Genomic DNA, 17,686 nt, shown 5'->3' with positions numbered 1-17,686 from the left:
ATCATATTTTGCTCTATTTGTTTATATTTTCTAGCTTTTTGTGGGACAATCATTTGATGCCATGAGCTCGTTGATGAGAATAAACTGTTCGTCAAGGCCGGCAGCTTTTGTTTGTGCCGAAGGTAAAAATAAGCTCACTGACAATACAGACAATAACAAAAAAGCAATAATTTTTTTCATTTCCTATTTGCCTCCCCCTAAAACTGATTTAATACTATACAAAACTATAGTTTAAAATTATATTTCAAAGATATTATATCATAATATTGAATCTTTGGATACTTTGTGTTTACAAAATTCGTCATTATTCGGCATATTCATATTCGGTAAATGAAATGTTGAATTAATAGACCGAAGTATAAAAATGAATATTGGAAATACTATTTTATGATTTTATTATTTATAATGAATATAAAATATTATAAAAAATTGAAAAGATGGTGAGAGTTTATGTCTACAATTCATACAATTGAACCGCGCAAAGTGTTTCATTGGTTTTATGAAATCAACCGGATTCCAAGGTGCTCCGGTAATGAAAAAGGAATCAGTGATTTTTTAGTCAATTTTGCAAAAGAAAGAAATCTGGAAGTTTATCAGGATGAGCTTTATAACGTAATTATCAAAAAGCCTGCGACACCGGGCTATGAAAACGCACCTGCCGTTATAATTCAGGGACATAGCGACATGGTTTGCATTAAGGGGGAAGGTTCTACCCACAATTTTGATACGGACCCCATTGAGATGATTGTCGAAGGGGATATTTTACGGGCAAATAACACCACTCTTGGCGGGGATGACGGGATAGCTGTTGCTTATGGTTTGGCCATTTTAGATTCCGACGATTTAAAACATCCGGCCATTGAGCTTTTGGTTACAACGCAGGAAGAAACAGGTATGGACGGTGTAATGGCTCTAACCGGTGAGCATTTAAACGGGAAAATATTACTTAATATTGATTCCGATGAAGAAGGCGTTTTTCTGGTCAGCTGTGCCGGCGGTGCAAACCAGATTGTTACCTTCCCGGTAAAGAAAGAAAAAAGAAGCGGCAACGGCTTGGAAATTAAAGTTTCCGGCCTTAAGGGCGGTCACTCGGGAATGGAGATTATCAAACAGAGGGCAAATGCAATCAAATTATTGGCCCGAATTCTGGATAAATGCAGAGACAACATTACTCTGGCGAAAATTACGGGGGGCAGTAAACATAATGCAATTCCCAAGGAAGCGGAAGCGGTTGTTTTGGCGGAAGATTTGGAGGATACGGTGCGTAAAATAGAATCCTTCACAAAGGAATTAAAAGAAGAATATCGGGTGGAAGACGGCGGACTTACTGTTGATGTGAGGGAAGTTGGAATAGAGGAAGTTTTCATAAAGCAATTATCCGAGGACATTATTGACTTTCTTATGATGACGCCGGATGGTGTACAGTATATGTCAAAGGATATCGAAGGTTTGGTTAAGACGAGTGTCAACAATGCTGTGGTGGAAGAAAAAGAAGGACAGCTGGTTGTTACAATATCCCTGCGTTCTTCATCCGCAAGTTCCTTAAGGGAGCTGTTAAACCGGGTGGCGTTAATTGCAAAAAGGACGAACGGTGCGGCAAAAGAAAGCAGTGCTTATCCAGCATGGGAATATGATGAGAAATCTGAAATCAGAAAGACCGCAGTTAGAGTTTTTGAAGAACTGTTCGGTAAAAAGCCTAAATTGAATGCAGTTCATGCGGGTCTTGAGTGCGGTGTGCTGAAAAAGATTTTGCCGGATGTTGACATGATTAGTTTTGGGCCGAATTTGTATGACATTCATACGGAAAAGGAGAGTCTTAGTATTTCATCCGTAGCAAGGATTTGGACATTTTTAACCCGTTTGCTTGAGGAGATTAAATAAATCAATAAAAGAGCACAATAAAAAAGACGGTATTAGGAATAAAGGTCTTTCAGCCTGTATACCGTCTTTTTATGTGCTTGTTTATTATTTAAGGCACAAATCCCTTATCTCATCATCCGCGGATAAGTGACATGGTTTGCATAAAAGGTGAAGATTTTACGCATAATTTTGATACGGACATATTCAAATGATTGTAGAAGGCGACATTTTAAGGGCAGGTAACACGGCTTCTGATGGGGATAGTGGAATTTCCATTTAGCGGACTTATTACTTAAGAAGAAAAAATAAACACTGGAGGATAATATATGTCGAAAGAAGCGAGGAAACTTCCGAAAGAAGCATATGGCGGAATTCAAGGCGAGGATTACAAACCGTTTATTCCAAGCAGTGAAAAAGCTGCGGAAGCAACGGCGTATTCTATTGTTTTCGGAATACTTTTTGCAGTTGTTTTTGCCGCGGCAAATACTTATTTGGGGCTGAAAGTCGGTTTGACCATTTCGGCAGGTATTCCCGGTGCTATATTGGCAACAGGGGTATTTAAAAGTCTGTTTAAAAGAAACAATATACTGGAATCAAACTATGTTGCTTCTCTTGCAGCTGTTGGGGAATCTATTGCCGGAGGTATTATCTTTGTATTGCCTGCTCTTATTCTTATCGGTTCTAGCCTTCCCCTTTGGACAGTAGTTGTAGTCACTGTTATCGGAGGAATAATGGGTGTCTACTTTATTGTACCTGTACGCAAGCATTTAATGATACAAGAGCATGGAAAATTGGTCTATCCTGAAGCAATGGCACAGGCTGAAGTTTTGGTAAATGCAAACCAAGGAGGTAAAGGGTTTGCAGCCGTTTTAAAAGGTGTGATTGTCGGATTGGGATACAAAATCCTATCCGGCGGCTTGGCATTATGGAACGAGGCAGCAACTTATATTATCAGGCCGTTTCAAAACGCCATGATAGGTACGGACACTCTTGCCTCCCTTGCTGCAGTCGGTTTTATTATCGGTACAAAAACGTCAGTTTTGATGCTTGCAGGTTCTATTGTTGCATGGTTGGGCTTGATTCCGTTGATTAAATTTTTCGGCGAATCGGTTGCAACGCCGATTTTCCCGTCTACTGTGCTGATTTCGGAAATGCAGGCAACGGATATATGGTCGAACTACATTAAATATATAGGTGCCGGTGCAGTTGCTGCGGGAGGTTTTATTTCTTTGGCAAGATCGCTTCCCACCATATTCAAGTCATTTAAAGAGGCCATGCGCGGATTTGGAAAAGGGGAAAAAACATTGGACCGTACAAATCAAGACGCATCGATTGTATGGGTGTTTATTGCGGCAGCAGCCGGCTTCTTCTTGACATGGTTGACACCAACTATTAGTGCAGGTCCTGTTGGTGCCATTCTTGCAGTATTTTTCTCCTTCTTCTTTGCGATAGTATCTGCAAGAATGGTCGGCGTAATCGGTGCCAGCAACAACCCGGTTTCAGGCATGACTATCGCAACGCTTTTGGTAATTGCATCCGTTTACAAGGCAATGGGGGCAACCGGTGCGGACGGAATGCATGTTGTATTGCTGGCGGTTGGTATTGTCTGTGTGGCAATAGCTGTCGGCGGTGGTGTGGCCCAATCTTTAAAAGCAACTTTTATTTTGGGCGGAACCCCCTATAAAGTACAGCACGGAATGTTTGTTTCCCTTGCAATTGCTTCCGTTGCTGCCGGAGCAACAGTTCTTCTTTTAAATAGCGCTTACGGTATCGGTACCCGGCAGATTACGGCACCGCAGGCAACACTTATGAAACTCATTGTGGAAGGTATCATGACAGCACAGCTTCCTTGGACCCTTGTCATCATAGGTATAATGATCGCCATTTTCTGCGCCCTTGCAGGATTGCCGATTTTGCCTGTTGCTTTGGGGCTTTACTTGCCGTTATCTTTAAATACAGCTATTTTCTTTGGCGGATTGATTAGAAAACTTGTCGAAAACAAGTTTAAAAAAGGCGGAGCTGATTTGGACACCGCAGTGGAAAGAGGTACTTTGATTGCATCGGGACTGGTTGCCGGTGACGCCCTGACAGGTATTGTCATTGGTATCTTTGCAGCATTAAATATAAAGACCGATTTTCTGGCAGGGGTGATTCCGAACGAAAGTGTAAAGAACTTTGTAAGTCTTGCGATTTTCATACTGTTGGGAATTTGGATGTACAACTATTCTGTCAGATTTAAAAAAGAGACGAAGAGCGTTTAAAACCTAGCTACATTGAAGGGTAATCTGCCTCAAAATGCAATACTTGCACAAATGGATAAAAATATATATAATGAACTATGTGAGTTGTGCTGTTGCGATGTTTTAAAGACTTCGCGCCATAAATTGAGCTTGTTATTTGCGGTGATTTTATATCATAAGATATAATAAGCGTATTTGGCAGCATTTAATTCAAAGACTAGATTAGAGATTTGTCCATAGAAAAATGAAATGTATAGGGGGAAAGGCAATGAGGCTGTATCTGCTTTTGGATGTTTTTATAGCATTTCTTTTGGATTTTTTTATCGGTTACCCGGCTTGGCTGCCCCATCCTGTAAGGTTTATCAAGTGGCTTGGGAAAAATGTGGAAAATATATTGCGCAATATTATCAACGTATCAAGTTCCAAAAAGGTCAAGGCATTGGGAGAGGATGTTGTTCGCAGCACCAGTAAAGCATACAAAAACGAAAAGATTGCGGGAATTGGTTTTATTCTGATAATGATAGGCGTTGTGGGCGGAATTGTTGCCGGGATTTTGAAATTGTCCATGCTTGTTCATCCTATACTCTTTCATGTCATAAACACCTATTTCTTATATTCTTCTTTTGCATCGAAAACTGTTGCCACTGAAGGTTACAAGGTATTTGACGCGTTGAAGGAGAGGGATGTATTCAGGGCAAGAAATATGCTTGCTGCTGCAATAGGAAGAAAAACGGAAAATCTTGATGAAAAGGAAATAATAAAAGGCACAGTGGAGTCAACGGCTGAAAATACGGCAGATAGAGTAATATCTCCGATTTTTTATGCTTTTTTGGCTTCATTTTTTGGCTTGGGTGCAACAATAGCTTATGTCTATAAAACTATAAACACTTTAGACCAGATGGTGGGTTATAAAAACGAAACATATAAAAATTTCGGCTGGGCAACGGCAAAGCTTGATGACATAGTCAATTACATACCTGCAAGGATGACAGGGATATTTATAGTTGCAGGTGCTCTTATAACAAGAAAAGAATACAAAAACAGCTATTCCATTATGATGAGAGACAGAAAAAAACACGTAAGTCCAAATTCGGGATATCCTGAGGCGGCAGTGGCGGGAGCATTGGGTATACGGCTTGGCACAGAGGTGTTGTATTTGGGGGATATCGTTCAGAAGCCTACAATTGGTGATGATATAAATGAACTGGATATCAAAGCTATTTCCCAGACAATCAGTCTAATGTATGCTGCAACGTTTATTACTGTGTTACTTATGGGAGTTTTGGGACTTTTGATATTTGCAATTACCAACTACGTATTATAGGTTCAACGGTTTGAAAATCAAACAAGCTAATTACATATATTGCATGTGAATCCTAAAGCACCTTGAGGGTATTTCCCATGGTGCTTTTTTAAAAGCCAAATTAAGAGGTGGTTTTGGATAATGGGTAAATTTATTCTTGTTACAGGCGGCGCAAGGAGCGGCAAAAGTTCTTTTGCAGAGTCACTGGCACTAAAGTCTTGCGGTGAAAATGATGTTTTATATATTGCAACATCAATACCCTTTGATGAGGAAATGAAATCAAGGGTGAAAAAGCATAGAGCAAAAAGGCCTGCCGGCTGGACAACCCTTGAAGCATACAAGGATCTTGATACAAGACTAAAGGATGTTGGGACAGGCAAGAAGTATATTTTGCTTGACTGTATAACTCTTATGGTGTCAAATATCATTTTGGAAAGATGCACAGACTGGAACAACCTGCCCGAAAATGCCGAGTATGAGGCGGAGCAAGGTGTTTGCAGTGAGATTGACAAGCTCCTTTCTGCCATAAGAGCACTTGATGCCACATTTATTGCGGTAACAAATGAGGTTGGAATGGGTATTGTGCCGGAGAATAAGCTTTCGAGAGTATTTCGGGATATTGCGGGAAGAGTAAATCAGATGCTTGCTAAAAATGCTGATGATGTGTATTTCTGTGTTTCGGGGATTCCTGTAAAGATAAAATGATTTGTTGGAGTGGTGGATTTTATGTATATAAAGAGGGCAATACTGATGGTTGGATTTCTCACCAGAATACCCATACCTTTCGAAATCGACGGTACTGAAGAGGACTACGGAAAGGGGCTGGTTTTTGCTCCGGTTGTCGGCTTGATGATAGGTGGAATAATAACAGCTCTTTTTTATATATTAAAGAGGTTCTTTCCGCAGGGGATAACAAGTATCTTGCTTATAGCGGCATACATTATACTGACGGGCGGGCTTCACTTGGACGGATTGGGCGACACCTTTGACGGAATATTCTCAAACCGAAGCCGGGAGAGAATATTGGAAATCATGCGGGACAGCAGGATTGGGACAAATGCCTTGCTGGCTGTTGTTTGCGTCATCATTTTGGATTATGCTTTGCTAAGCTCTATTTCGGTATCGTACCTTCCCCGGGCACTGCTTCTGTTTCCGGCGGCGGGAAGAATCGGTTCTTTGATTGGTGCGGGCATCTCGGTTTATGCCAGGGAGGGTGAAGGATTGGGCAAATCCTTTATAGACTGTTGCGGTGTAAAAGAGATTTTGCAGGGCAGCATAATATACTTCCTTCTTTCTCTCTTGGTTTTGGGCACAAAGGGACTTCTCCTTGCAGCTCTTACTGTTATGACGGCATTTTTTACAGTGAGGTTTTTCTCAAAGAAGGTGGGAGGAGCTACGGGAGATATATTGGGGGCAGTATGTGAGCTTAATCAGACTTTCTTTCTAATACTGTTTTATCTTGTTAAATAAAGTTAAGGTATATTTGTAATATGAGGTGGAGAGGATAACGAATGATAATTGACCTTAAAATGAAGAATATCCAAAAATAAAAAGATTTTCCTTGACAAATTTATCTTATGAAAATAAAATATCTCTGCCAATTAGATACGCTTTATAAATGTATCGATACAGTTTGTATTGGGGGGATATTGATGAGTAATTCAAACAGAACAAATAGCACAAGAAAGATAGCTATAAACGGAATGATGATTGCCCTGGTTTTTTTGGCAACATACGTTACTAAAATACCCACGGCGGTTGGTCCTTTTAATCTTGGGGATTCGGTTATAATAATAGCGGCGGTTCTTTTAGGAAGAAAGAGCGGTTCTTTGGCCGGAGCAATAGGTTCGGCTATTGCGGATATAGCGATGGGATACCAGCATTTCGCGCCCGTTACGTTTGTTGTAAAGGGACTTGAAGGGTTTGTTGCAGGTTTTATTGTTTATGCCCTGTCAAAAAGATTTAAAGAAAAGAAGCATGTAGTTATACTGGTTGCATCCGTTGCTGCAAGTATTGTTATGGTTTCGGGATACTTTTTTGCCGAGCTCTATGTAATGAGGCTGTTTGATGAGACTATGGGAATTGCCGCAGCTTTAAGGGACCTTCCGGTGAACCTGGTTCAGGGCGGAGCTTGTGCAGTTGTAGGCTATATACTGTCTGTTGCTCTTGATAGATTTAAAGTTACGAAATTTATTGCAAATTGAAATTAAAAAAAGCAGGATAAAAGAAGACTAGGAAGAATTAAACAAGGATTGTTTCTAAAAAGTATTATGTTTCAAACAGGAGGTGCGGTTTTATGAAGCTTACGGTATTGGGCAACAACGGTCCCTTTCCGGCAGCGGGGGGAGCTTGCTCCGGATATCTTCTCACCGAAGGGGATATTAAAATATTGATAGACTGCGGCAACGGTGTGCTGAGCAATCTTCAAAAGTTTGCAAGGATTGAAGATTTGGATGCTGTGATACTCACTCACCTTCACAGTGACCATATGTCGGACATGATGGTTTTAAGATATGCTATTCAAATAAAGAAGGGCAGGGGAGCCGATATAAAGCCTCTTAAAGTATATGCTCCTGCGGAGCCGAAAGAGGAGTATGACAGGCTGAATATTCAAGATGTATATAGTTTGAGCCCAATTTCCGAGGATACGGTGCTAAAGTTCGGTAATCTGGAAATTTCCTTTGCCGGTATGAAGCATCCTGTAAAATGCTTTGGAGTTTCGGTATATAACGGAAGCAAAAGATTTGTTTTTTCAGGGGACACTTCTTGGGACCAAAACATAATTGAATTTTTCCGGGGAGCTGATTTTCTGATGCTTGATGCGGGATTATTGTCAAAGGACAAAAAGAGTGACAATGTACCTCATCTTACGGCCAGAGAATGCGGTATTGTTGCAAAGGAGGCCGGTGTATCAAAGCTTTTGCTTACGCATTTCTGGCCTGAGGACGATGTTGCAAACCATCTTTCGGAGGCGAAAGAAAACTTTGAAAATGTGGAGATTGCCGAGCTGTTAAAGACATATGAAATATAGAATAATACAATAAAAAGAAGAGATTGAGTTTTGTCCAATCTCTTCTTTTTTGAATTTTTGCTTTTCAACACAAAGACATTCAATTTCTTTACTTTTTTATCGTATTAGTTTAGGTTGTATTTCTTGAATTTGTTTTCAAGCTCTTCCGCAAGCTTCTCAAGATTTTTAGCCGATTCTTTGATATCGTCAATACATTTTAATTCATGTTCTGTAGTAGCGGCTACCTGCTGGCTTGCTGCAGCGGTTTGCTCGGATACGGAAGAAATATTTTCTATGGCAGCTGTAACTTGAGTCTTGTCCGTTTGCATTTTGGTTATAGCCTGGTTTACTTCATTTATTTTCGATACTATATAGGTTATGGCATTGGCTATATTGTTGAAAGCATTGTCGGTTTTGTTAACAGCTCCGTTTTGCTCCTGAGACACTTTTCTCATTATTTCCATGGATTGAATTGCAAGCTGGGATTCTTCATGGATGCTCTGCATCAGGATATTTATTTCTTCCGTGGATTTTCTGCTCTGGTCTGCAAGCTTTCTTACTTCTTCGGCAACAACCGCAAATCCCTTACCGGCTTCACCTGCTCTGGCAGCTTCAATCGCGGCATTTAATGCCAGAAGGTTTGTTTGCTCGGCAATATTTTCAATGGACTCTACAAAGAGCCCGATGTCTTTAACTGTATTTGTCAGCTTTTCAACCACGGAGAATATCTTTTCGGCGGTATCGTAGTTTTCCTTGGATTTGTCGCGAAGTATTCTTACCGAATCCATACCTATATTGTTAAGCTCATTTATCTTGCTGGTTTCCTCGGTGATTCGGTTGTAGCTTTCATATACGAAATTAATTTGTTCGGAAAGCTGGTCAACCATTTGCACGCCTTGTTGAGCCTGCTCAGCTTGGTCGGATGCGCCGTTTGCTATATCGTCCATGGTTTTTGATATTTCTTCCATGGCAGTTGAGGCCTGCAGGGCAGTTACACTGACTGATTTTGTAGCTTCGATTATGGATTTGGACAAATTATGAAAATCCATAATCAGTGATCTTATATCCGAGAGCATTTCATTGAAAACCACTATAGAGGGACGCAGCATAGCAAGTTTTTCAGGGTCGATGGTTTTTGAGTAATTGCCCTCTCTAATGCTTTTTATTTCCTTTTCAAAGTTCGTGACAGCTTGCTTGGATTTGAAAGAAGTGATTATGTACATTACAAAAAGCATAATAATATTTGTTGCAAAGACTGCAAGAAAGACCTGCCAATTACCGAGCCACAGCCCCGAAATGATGCTTAATACGACGACAAGTGCTGACAGAATCAGGGGCAATAACAACTTGTTTCCGACAAGATTGGATTTTTTCATAACGTTCCCTCCAGCATAGAATACGAGAATAGATATTGATTTAGACATGTACATAATATTACTTCGATATTGTTTACAAAAATCCTTCTTATGAATTTATTTATTTAATACTATTATATTTGTTAAAAAAATAACTTTTTCAGTTGACATGGATTCCTGGATTGTATACAATTATACTAAAATACAAAATAGAAAAATATAATTATGATATTACTAACATGATATACATAAAATTACATAAGAAATATGAATTAAGGGGGTAAACAATGATAGAGTTTAATAAGAAAACCAACACATTGGAGCAGGTTCAATATAAATATTCGCTTCAGGACGTTGCAGAGCCAAACCTGTATAGGGATATTTTTAATTATGATGAAATACCGAAGTGTACGTTCAATCATAGAAGAGTACCCATGTCTCCTGCGGACGAGATATGGATAACGGATACCACATTCAGAGACGGCCAGCAATCCAGAGCACCTTACACGGTGGATCAGATTCTGCACTTATTTGACCTTCTACATAAATTGGGCGGACCAAAAGGAATTATCAGACAGTGTGAGTTTTTCCTTTACAGCGACAGGGACAAAGAGGCTGTCTATAAATGTATGGAAAGAGGATACAAGTATCCTGAGGTTACAAGCTGGATAAGGGCAACAAAGAATGATTTCCAACTGGCAAAGGATATGGGAATGAAAGAAAGCGGTATCCTTGTAAGCTGCTCCGACTATCATATATTTAAGAAGTTAAATATGACAAGAAAACAAGCGTTGGATCACTATATGAGCATTATAAAGAGTGCTATAGAGGTTGGAATAAAGCCGAGATGCCACTTTGAAGACATCACAAGAGCAGATTTCTACGGCTTTGTTGTACCTTTTGCTATAGAGATTAGAAAGCTCATGGAAGAAAGTAATGTGCCGATTAAAATTCGTGCTTGCGATACGCTGGGTTATGGAGTTGCATATCCGGGAGCAGCACTTCCTAGAAGTGTTCCGGGAATAATTTACGGACTCAGGCATTATGCCGGTTTCCCAAGTGAGCTTATAGAATGGCATGGTCATAATGACTTCTACAAAGCTGTTTCCAATTCAGCTACTGCATGGCTGTACGGTGCTTCCGCAGTAAACTGCTCGCTCCTCGGTATAGGAGAAAGGACAGGAAATACGCCTCTTGAAGCAATGGTTATTGAGTATGCCCAGCTCAGGGGAACTACTGACGGTATGGATACGACTGTAATAACCGAGATTGCGGAGTACTATGAAAAAGAACTGGGTTATCAGATACCTTCGAGGACTCCATTTGTCGGAAGACACTTTAATGTAACCCAGGCGGGAATACATGCCGACGGGCTTTTGAAGAACGAGGAAATATACAATATATTTGATACGGCAAAACTCTTAAAAAGACCTGTGGGTGTTGCAATTAACCAGACTTCAGGACTTGCAGGAATTGCTCATTGGATAAACAGCCACTTTGGACTTGATGGCGCCAAGAAAATTGACAAGAGGGATGAAAGAGTAGTAAAAATTAAAGAGTGGGTTGATGAGCAATATAAAGCCGGACGTGTAACTTCCATAGGTGACGACGAGCTTGAAAATGTTATAAGAGAATTGGCGCCGGAAATATTTGATCTGGCACTTTAAAATACAAATTAATACCAAGGGGGAATAGTACGTGGGTTTGAATTTAGCGCAGAAGATAATAAAAGAACATTTGGTAAGTGGCGAAATGAAGCCTGGCAGTGAGATAGCGATAAGGATAGATCAGACTTTGACCCAGGACTCTACCGGAACAATGGCATATCTTCAGTTTGAGGCTATGGGAATTCCAAGGGTAAAGACCAAAAAGTCTGTTGCATATATTGATCACAATACTTTACAGGCAGGTTTTGAAAATGCCGATGACCATAAATACATTCAGACAGTTACTTCAAAGCATGGAATATATTTTTCAAAACCGGGTAACGGAATATGCCACCAAGTTCACTTGGAGAGATTTGGCGTTCCGGGAATGACTCTTTTAGGTTCCGACAGCCACACTCCTACAGGAGGAGGAATCGGAATGCTTGCAATAGGTGCGGGTGGTCTTGATGTGGCAGTGGCAATGGGCGGAGGTCCATACTACATGATGATGCCGAAAGTGTGCAGAGTTGTTTTGAACGGAGCTTTAAAGCCATGGGTTACTGCCAAGGACATAATCCTTGAAGTGTTAAGAAGGCTTTCGGTAAAAGGAGGAGTGGGCAAGGTTATCGAGTATGCCGGAGAAGGTATAAAGAGCCTTACTGTTCCTGAAAGAGCTACTATTACCAATATGGGAGCGGAGCTTGGAGCTACCACTTCGATTTTCCCAAGTGACGAGGTTACAAAGGAATTCCTCAAGGCTCAGGGAAGAGAAAATGACTGGGTTGAGTTAAAGCCCGATGAAGATGCTCAATATGACGAAGAGATTGTTATTGATCTTAATGAGCTTGAGCCTCTTGCAGCACAACCGCACAGCCCGGATAATGTTGCAAAGGTAAAAGAAATTGGAAAGATAAAAGTAGATCAGGTGGCAATAGGAAGCTGTACCAACTCTTCATACATGGATATGATGAAGGTGGCTGCAATCCTCAAAGGAAAGAAAGTTCATCCAGATGTCAGCCTTGTTATCGCACCGGGTTCTAAACAGGTACTTACAATGCTTGCTCAAAACGGTGCATTGGCCGATATGGTTGCCGCAGGAGCAAGAATATTGGAAAGTGCTTGCGGACCGTGTATAGGAATGGGACAGGCACCGGCAACCGATGCTGTTTCATTGAGAACCTTCAACAGGAACTTTGAAGGAAGAAGCGGTACAAAGTCTGCCAAAGTTTATTTGGTAAGCCCTGAGATAGCTGCAGCAAGTGCAATAACCGGAGTATTGACCGACCCGAGAGAATTGGGCGATGCACCGGAAGTTAGCATGCCTGAAAAATTTGTTATTGATGACAGCATGGTTTTGGCACCTGCACCGGAAGGAGCAGATGTTGAAGTGGTAAGAGGACCTAACATTAAGCCTTTTCCGGTAAACAAGGCATTGGAAGACAAAGTTTGCGGCAAGGCTTTGATAAAGGTTGGGGACAATATCACCACCGACCATATTATGCCTTCAAATGCGAAGCTTTTGCCTTTCAGGTCAAATGTGCCGTACCTTGCCGAATTCTGCTTGACACCTTGTGATCCAGACTTCCCGAAGAGAGCAAAGGAAAACGGCGGCGGATTTATAATTGGAGGTTCAAACTACGGACAGGGTTCAAGCCGTGAGCATGCTGCGTTGGCTCCCCTTCAATTGGGTGTAAAGGGAGTTATTGCAAAGTCCTTTGCAAGAATTCACATGGCAAACCTCATTAACTCAGGTATTATACCTATGACTTTTGAAAACGAGGCAGACTACGATGATATAGATATGAATGACGAACTTGTTATTGAGAATGCAAGGGAGCAAATTAAAAACGGCAGCAGTATTGTAGTGAAAAACGTAACTAAAGGGAAAGATATAAAAGTAAATGTTTCTTTGTCTCAAAGACAGGTGGAAATGATTCTCGCTGGCGGACTTTTGAATTATACAAGGCAGCAGAACCAATAAAAATGAGGCTATATGAGAAAAATTGCGCTCTGCAAAGGGGGAGAACATAAGTGGTAAAAATTGAGCACGACGAAGGTGAAAGCTATTCGCGTTCGCTGAGGGAAAAAGTATTTTATCATATTCAAAACGACATATTAAACGGAGTTTACCAACCGGGGGACAGCCTTACTGAAAAGAAGCTCTGTGATGAGCTTGGCGTCAGTAGGACTCCTGTGAGAGAAGCAATAAGGCAGCTTGAATTGGTAGAACTTGTTCGCTCGATCCCCAACAAGGGTGTGATTGTAACAGGAATATCTGCTAAAGATATTGAAGAAATATATGTGATAAGGATGATGATTGAAGGGCTTGCGTCCAGGTGGGCGGCGGAAAATATAACTCCGGAGGAAGCTCAGGAGCTTAAAGAGGCCTTAGAGCTGGAAGAGTTTTATACAATTAAGAATGATACCGAGCATTTGTTAAGGCTTGATTCCAGGTTCCATGATATTTTGTTCAAAGCCAGCAAGAGCAAACCTCTGATTCACATATTAAGTACGTTCCACCACCACATTCAAAGAGCCCGAAACGCATCCTTTGGGTCGCCGGGCAGAGCCAAAAAGGTTCTGGAGGAACATAAGGCGATATACGAAGCAGTAATTGCAGGAGACGCCGATAGAGCGGAAAAAATGACAAAAGAACATGTAAAAAACGCCAGCATTATGTATAAACGAGTATTTAAGGAATAAAAACGGGGTCAGGCTTGATGGGTTCACATTTAAAGATGTGGATTTGTCAAGCCTGAATTATGTAAAAAGGAGTTGTGAAATGAAGCTTCCTGAAGAGTTTTTAAGAAAAATGGAAGGACTTTTTGATGCCGAAGAATATGAGAAATTCTTAAAATCTTACGATATGCCAAGGTTTTACGGGCTTCGGGTAAATACACTTAAAGTGGGAGTGGAAGAGTTTAAAAAGCTTTCACCCTTTGAGATAGAACCCATACCGTGGACAAAAGACGGCTTTTATTATCGTGAAGGCGATAATCCCGGAAAGCATCCATATTATAACGCAGGACTTTATTACATTCAGGAGCCCAGTGCAATGCTGCCGGGAGCCATTATGAATACCGAGCCCGGAGATTATGTATTAGACCTTTGTGCCGCTCCAGGGGGAAAAACGGTGCAAATGGCAGCGGGCATGAAGGGAAAGGGACTTTTAGTTGCCAATGATATAAACTCGGACAGGGTAAAGGCTTTGGTAAAAAACATAGAGCTTTGCGGTATAACCAACGCCATAGTTACCAATGAAAGCCCCGACAAATTGGCACGCAAGTTTTGCGGATTTTTTGACAGGATACTTGTGGATGCTCCGTGCTCCGGTGAGGGAATGTTTAGGAAAGATGAGGACGCGGCAAAGAGCTGGGGCAAATTCAAATGTGACAAATGCTGCAGCATGCAGCGGGAAATTTTAGACAATGTGGATGAAATGCTAAAACCGGGAGGATATTTAGTCTATTCCACATGCACTTTTTCCCCCGAGGAAAATGAGGGAATGATTTCTGAATTTCTGGACAAGCATAAAAACTATGATGTTGTGGAAATACCTAAAGCATATGGCATCGATAACGGCCGCCCCGAATGGTGGGACAACAACAAAGAGCTTTTGAAAACCGTGCGACTCTGGCCTCACAAGGTAAAGGGAGAGGGACACTTTGTTGCCCTTCTTAGGAAAAAAGGGGAGAGAACCGCCAACGAAAAAGGGTATGCAAAAAGTAAAGACTCCAATATGATTAAACTCATGGAGCCGTTTTATAAATTTGCCCATGAGAATTTAAACATAAATATAGATGGCTTTTTTGTCGTTAAGGGAAATAATTTATACTGCCTTCCTGAAGAGCCCCCGGATCTTTCCGGTATTAAAGTTGCAAAATTCGGGTGGTATCTGGGAGAGATAATAAAGGGCAGGTTTGAACCCTCCCATTCTTTTGCCCTTTCGCTAAAAAAAGAAGATATCAGGAAGACAATAAGCTTTGGAGCAGATTCCATTGAGGTTTCAAAATACCTAAAGGGTGAAACCCTGATGCTTGAAGGTGACCCTGGATATACCGGTGTTTTGGTTGACGGATACACACTAGGATGGGCAAAACAGACCAAAGATATGCTGAAAAATCTGTATCCGAAGGGCTGGAGAAAAATGCAGTAGCAATGAAGTTAATGCGGTATAAAAATGGAGGTAGTGGAGCATTGAAAGATACACAGAGGGTGGATAAGATACTGTCAAACTTTGGATTTGGCAGCAGGAAGGAAATAAAGCAGCTGGTGAAAAACGGACAGGTGAAAGTTGACGGGGTTGTAATAAAAGACAGTGCAATGCATGTCAACCCAAAAGAAAGCGTTATAGAAGTGGCCGGAGAAATATTGAAATATAGGCAATTTATTTATATAATGATGAATAAGCCGCAGGGAGTCATATCCGCAACCTATGACAACAGGTTGAGGACGGTAATTGATATTTTGCCGGACGAATTTAAATGCTTCAACCTGTTTCCGGTGGGAAGACTGGATATTGATACCGAAGGGCTTCTTCTTTTGACCAATGATGGGCAACTGGCTCATGAACTGCTCTCTCCCAAAAAGCATGTTCCCAAGAGGTATTATGCTCTCATTGACGGAAACGTTACGGAGAAAGATGCGGATGCCTTTTGGGAAGGAGTTGTATTGGACGACGGTTATAAGACTCTTCCTTCAGAGCTTTTTATACTGAAGTCGGGTGCTTTCTCCGAGGTGGAAATAGTGATTTATGAGGGAAAGTTCCACCAGGTAAAAAGAATGTTTGAGGCTGTTGGGAAAAAGGTAAAATATTTAAAGAGGATACAAATGGGAGAGCTAAAGCTGGATGAGACCCTTAACACAGGCGAAGTGAGGGAGCTTACTGAGGATGAAGCAAAGCTTGTAAAAGCAGTTCAAAGAGCAAACTGATGAATTTATTTTTAGGTGGTATGGACAGATGAATAAGCAAAGTTTGAATAAACTATCCTTGTTTTTAACCGGTATAGAGCAAAGACTTATTGACAACTGGGAGTTTTTCAAAAGCATGACTGTACTCTACAAGTCCGGAACCAGGGAATTTCCTGCAAAAGTGTGGCAGGATGACGCGAAATTAAAAATGAATTTTAACGGCAATACCGAAACAATAGAGACAAATTGGCTTTCCGCAAGGATTGTAAAATTTGCTCAAAACTACGACAGCGTTGTAATTAAGTATGAAGAGAGAGGTACGACGATTGTCATCGAGGCGGACGACAAAAACGTCAAGATGAAGACCCAGGATTCAAAGGAACAGAAAGAGGCAATAAAGGTTCATAATGAAGCTCCCCAGATTTCAAACCGGGATTATTATATCAAAGTGGGACAGGCCGATGAACTCCTCAAGGAAATCGGGATATTGGGCAGCAACGGCAAAATAAAGAATGACATGATAAGAAAGTACAATCAGATAGATCACTTTGTAGAGCTCATCGACGACATGCTCAGGGAGTTTTTCAAAGAGAATGAATCCATAACAATTTTGGACTGCGGCTGCGGAAAATCCTATCTCACTTTTGTATTGAACTATTATATAAGGGAAGTATTGAAAAAGCCCTGCCGTTTTATTGGGCTGGATTACTCAAATACAGTAATTGAGGCATCGAAAAGGATTGCTCAAAATCTCGGATATCGCAATATGGAGTTTAAAGTGACGGATATCAGAAATTTTCAGACGTCGGAAAAGATTGATATGGTAATAAGTCTCCATGCCTGCAACACGGCAACCGATGAAGCCATAGCTTTGGCTGTAAACAACAATGTAAAATCCATGGTCATGGTGCCATGCTGCCAGCAGGAAATTCTAAAGCAGTATTCATATCCGCCTTTTGAACAGATAATAAAACACGGTATTTTAAAGGCGAGAATGGCTGATGTTATCACAGACGGGATAAGAGCATTGATTTTGGAAGCCTTGGGTTATAAAGTTTCTATTGTGGAATACATATCGCCGACAGAGACACCGAAGAACCTTATGTTGAGGGCAATTAAGACTCAAGCCCCGGACAGCAGGGCGCTGGCGGAATATAAAAAATTGAAGGAGATGCTGGGAATTAGTCCAACATTGGAAAAATTGATTTTTTTGAAATAAAAATGATGAATTAAACATAAAGAATATACACATATTAATAATTGGGAGCAGTATGTTTTTGCGAGACCCTTTGGGAAATAAAAGCATTGAATTTGCCATTTTGCTTCAGTCGGTTGACGCAGAAAGCTTTTTTTATTAAAAT

At 40.9% G+C, this 17,686-nt stretch carries 15 protein-coding genes; 13 read left to right on the top strand and 2 right to left on the bottom strand.

Annotated elements, in window-relative coordinates; genetic code table 11:
• Positions 1–30 precede the first annotated feature (30 nt).
• The gene (locus tag PLH43_RS04145) at positions 31–180 is read right to left on the bottom strand and encodes a hypothetical protein (RefSeq protein WP_324360389.1); all 150 of its coding nucleotides are present in this window, start codon (positions 178–180) and stop codon (positions 31–33) included.
• A gap of 270 nt (positions 181–450) precedes the next feature.
• On the opposite strand from PLH43_RS04145, the gene PLH43_RS04140 reads away from it, so the two are divergent.
• The 7 genes from PLH43_RS04140 (at position 451) to PLH43_RS04110 (ending at position 8,434) form a co-directional block, all read left to right on the top strand.
• Complete coding sequence (locus PLH43_RS04140) at positions 451–1,881, top strand: aminoacyl-histidine dipeptidase (RefSeq protein ID WP_324360387.1); 1,431 nt, start codon at positions 451–453, stop codon at positions 1,879–1,881.
• Positions 1,882–2,186: 305 nt separating this feature from the next.
• A complete protein-coding gene (locus PLH43_RS04135) occupies positions 2,187–4,121 on the top strand; it encodes an oligopeptide transporter, OPT family (protein WP_324360385.1) in 1,935 nt (644 codons plus the stop codon).
• A 247-nt stretch (positions 4,122–4,368) separates the two neighbouring features.
• Complete coding sequence (gene cbiB / locus PLH43_RS04130; protein WP_324360383.1) at positions 4,369–5,424, top strand: adenosylcobinamide-phosphate synthase CbiB; 1,056 nt, start codon at positions 4,369–4,371, stop codon at positions 5,422–5,424.
• A 120-nt stretch (positions 5,425–5,544) separates the two neighbouring features.
• Positions 5,545–6,108: a bifunctional adenosylcobinamide kinase/adenosylcobinamide-phosphate guanylyltransferase gene (gene cobU, locus PLH43_RS04125; protein ID WP_324360381.1), complete on the top strand. Its 564-nt coding sequence runs from the start codon at positions 5,545–5,547 to the stop codon at positions 6,106–6,108.
• Positions 6,109–6,129: 21 nt separating this feature from the next.
• Positions 6,130–6,873, top strand: coding sequence for an adenosylcobinamide-GDP ribazoletransferase (gene cobS, locus PLH43_RS04120; RefSeq protein WP_324360379.1), 744 nt, complete (start codon positions 6,130–6,132; stop codon positions 6,871–6,873).
• Positions 6,874–7,055: 182 nt separating this feature from the next.
• Entirely contained in the window at positions 7,056–7,607 is a 552-nt protein-coding gene (locus PLH43_RS04115) for an ECF transporter S component (protein ID WP_324360377.1), read from the top strand.
• 92 nt (positions 7,608–7,699) lie between these two features.
• Positions 7,700–8,434 carry an MBL fold metallo-hydrolase gene (locus PLH43_RS04110; protein ID WP_324360375.1) on the top strand — a complete coding sequence of 245 codons (735 nt, stop codon included), beginning with the start codon at positions 7,700–7,702 and terminating at the stop codon, positions 8,432–8,434.
• A gap of 104 nt (positions 8,435–8,538) precedes the next feature.
• On the opposite strand, the gene PLH43_RS04105 is transcribed toward PLH43_RS04110, so the two are convergent.
• Positions 8,539–9,789, bottom strand: a complete 1,251-nt coding sequence (locus PLH43_RS04105; RefSeq protein ID WP_324360373.1) for a methyl-accepting chemotaxis protein — start codon at positions 9,787–9,789, stop codon at positions 8,539–8,541.
• A 266-nt stretch (positions 9,790–10,055) separates the two neighbouring features.
• Between PLH43_RS04105 and PLH43_RS04100 the strand changes: the two genes are divergently transcribed.
• The 6 genes from PLH43_RS04100 (at position 10,056) to PLH43_RS04075 (ending at position 17,544) form a co-directional block, all read left to right on the top strand.
• Positions 10,056–11,435 carry a 2-isopropylmalate synthase gene (locus PLH43_RS04100; RefSeq protein WP_324360371.1) on the top strand — a complete coding sequence of 460 codons (1,380 nt, stop codon included), beginning with the start codon at positions 10,056–10,058 and terminating at the stop codon, positions 11,433–11,435.
• 31 nt (positions 11,436–11,466) lie between these two features.
• The gene (locus tag PLH43_RS04095; protein WP_324360369.1) at positions 11,467–13,395 is read left to right on the top strand and encodes an aconitate hydratase; all 1,929 of its coding nucleotides are present in this window, start codon (positions 11,467–11,469) and stop codon (positions 13,393–13,395) included.
• Positions 13,396–13,445: 50 nt separating this feature from the next.
• Positions 13,446–14,117 carry a GntR family transcriptional regulator gene (locus PLH43_RS04090; protein ID WP_324360367.1) on the top strand — a complete coding sequence of 224 codons (672 nt, stop codon included), beginning with the start codon at positions 13,446–13,448 and terminating at the stop codon, positions 14,115–14,117.
• A 79-nt stretch (positions 14,118–14,196) separates the two neighbouring features.
• Positions 14,197–15,570, top strand: coding sequence for an RsmB/NOP family class I SAM-dependent RNA methyltransferase (locus tag PLH43_RS04085; protein WP_324360365.1), 1,374 nt, complete (start codon positions 14,197–14,199; stop codon positions 15,568–15,570).
• 41 nt (positions 15,571–15,611) lie between these two features.
• A complete protein-coding gene (locus PLH43_RS04080) occupies positions 15,612–16,346 on the top strand; it encodes a pseudouridine synthase (RefSeq protein ID WP_324360363.1) in 735 nt (244 codons plus the stop codon).
• 28 nt (positions 16,347–16,374) lie between these two features.
• Positions 16,375–17,544 (top strand): SAM-dependent methyltransferase, encoded by a 1,170-nt coding sequence (locus PLH43_RS04075; RefSeq protein WP_324360360.1) that lies wholly within the window; start codon positions 16,375–16,377, stop codon positions 17,542–17,544.
• Positions 17,545–17,686: the final 142 nt, after the last annotated feature.

This window comes from Acetivibrio sp. (genome assembly GCF_035371925.1).
In the GTDB taxonomy this organism is placed as follows: domain Bacteria; phylum Bacillota; class Clostridia; order Acetivibrionales; family Acetivibrionaceae; genus Hungateiclostridium.
The sequence above is the reverse complement of the archived record's forward strand: the minus strand, read 5'-3'. Positions and strand labels throughout refer to the sequence as shown.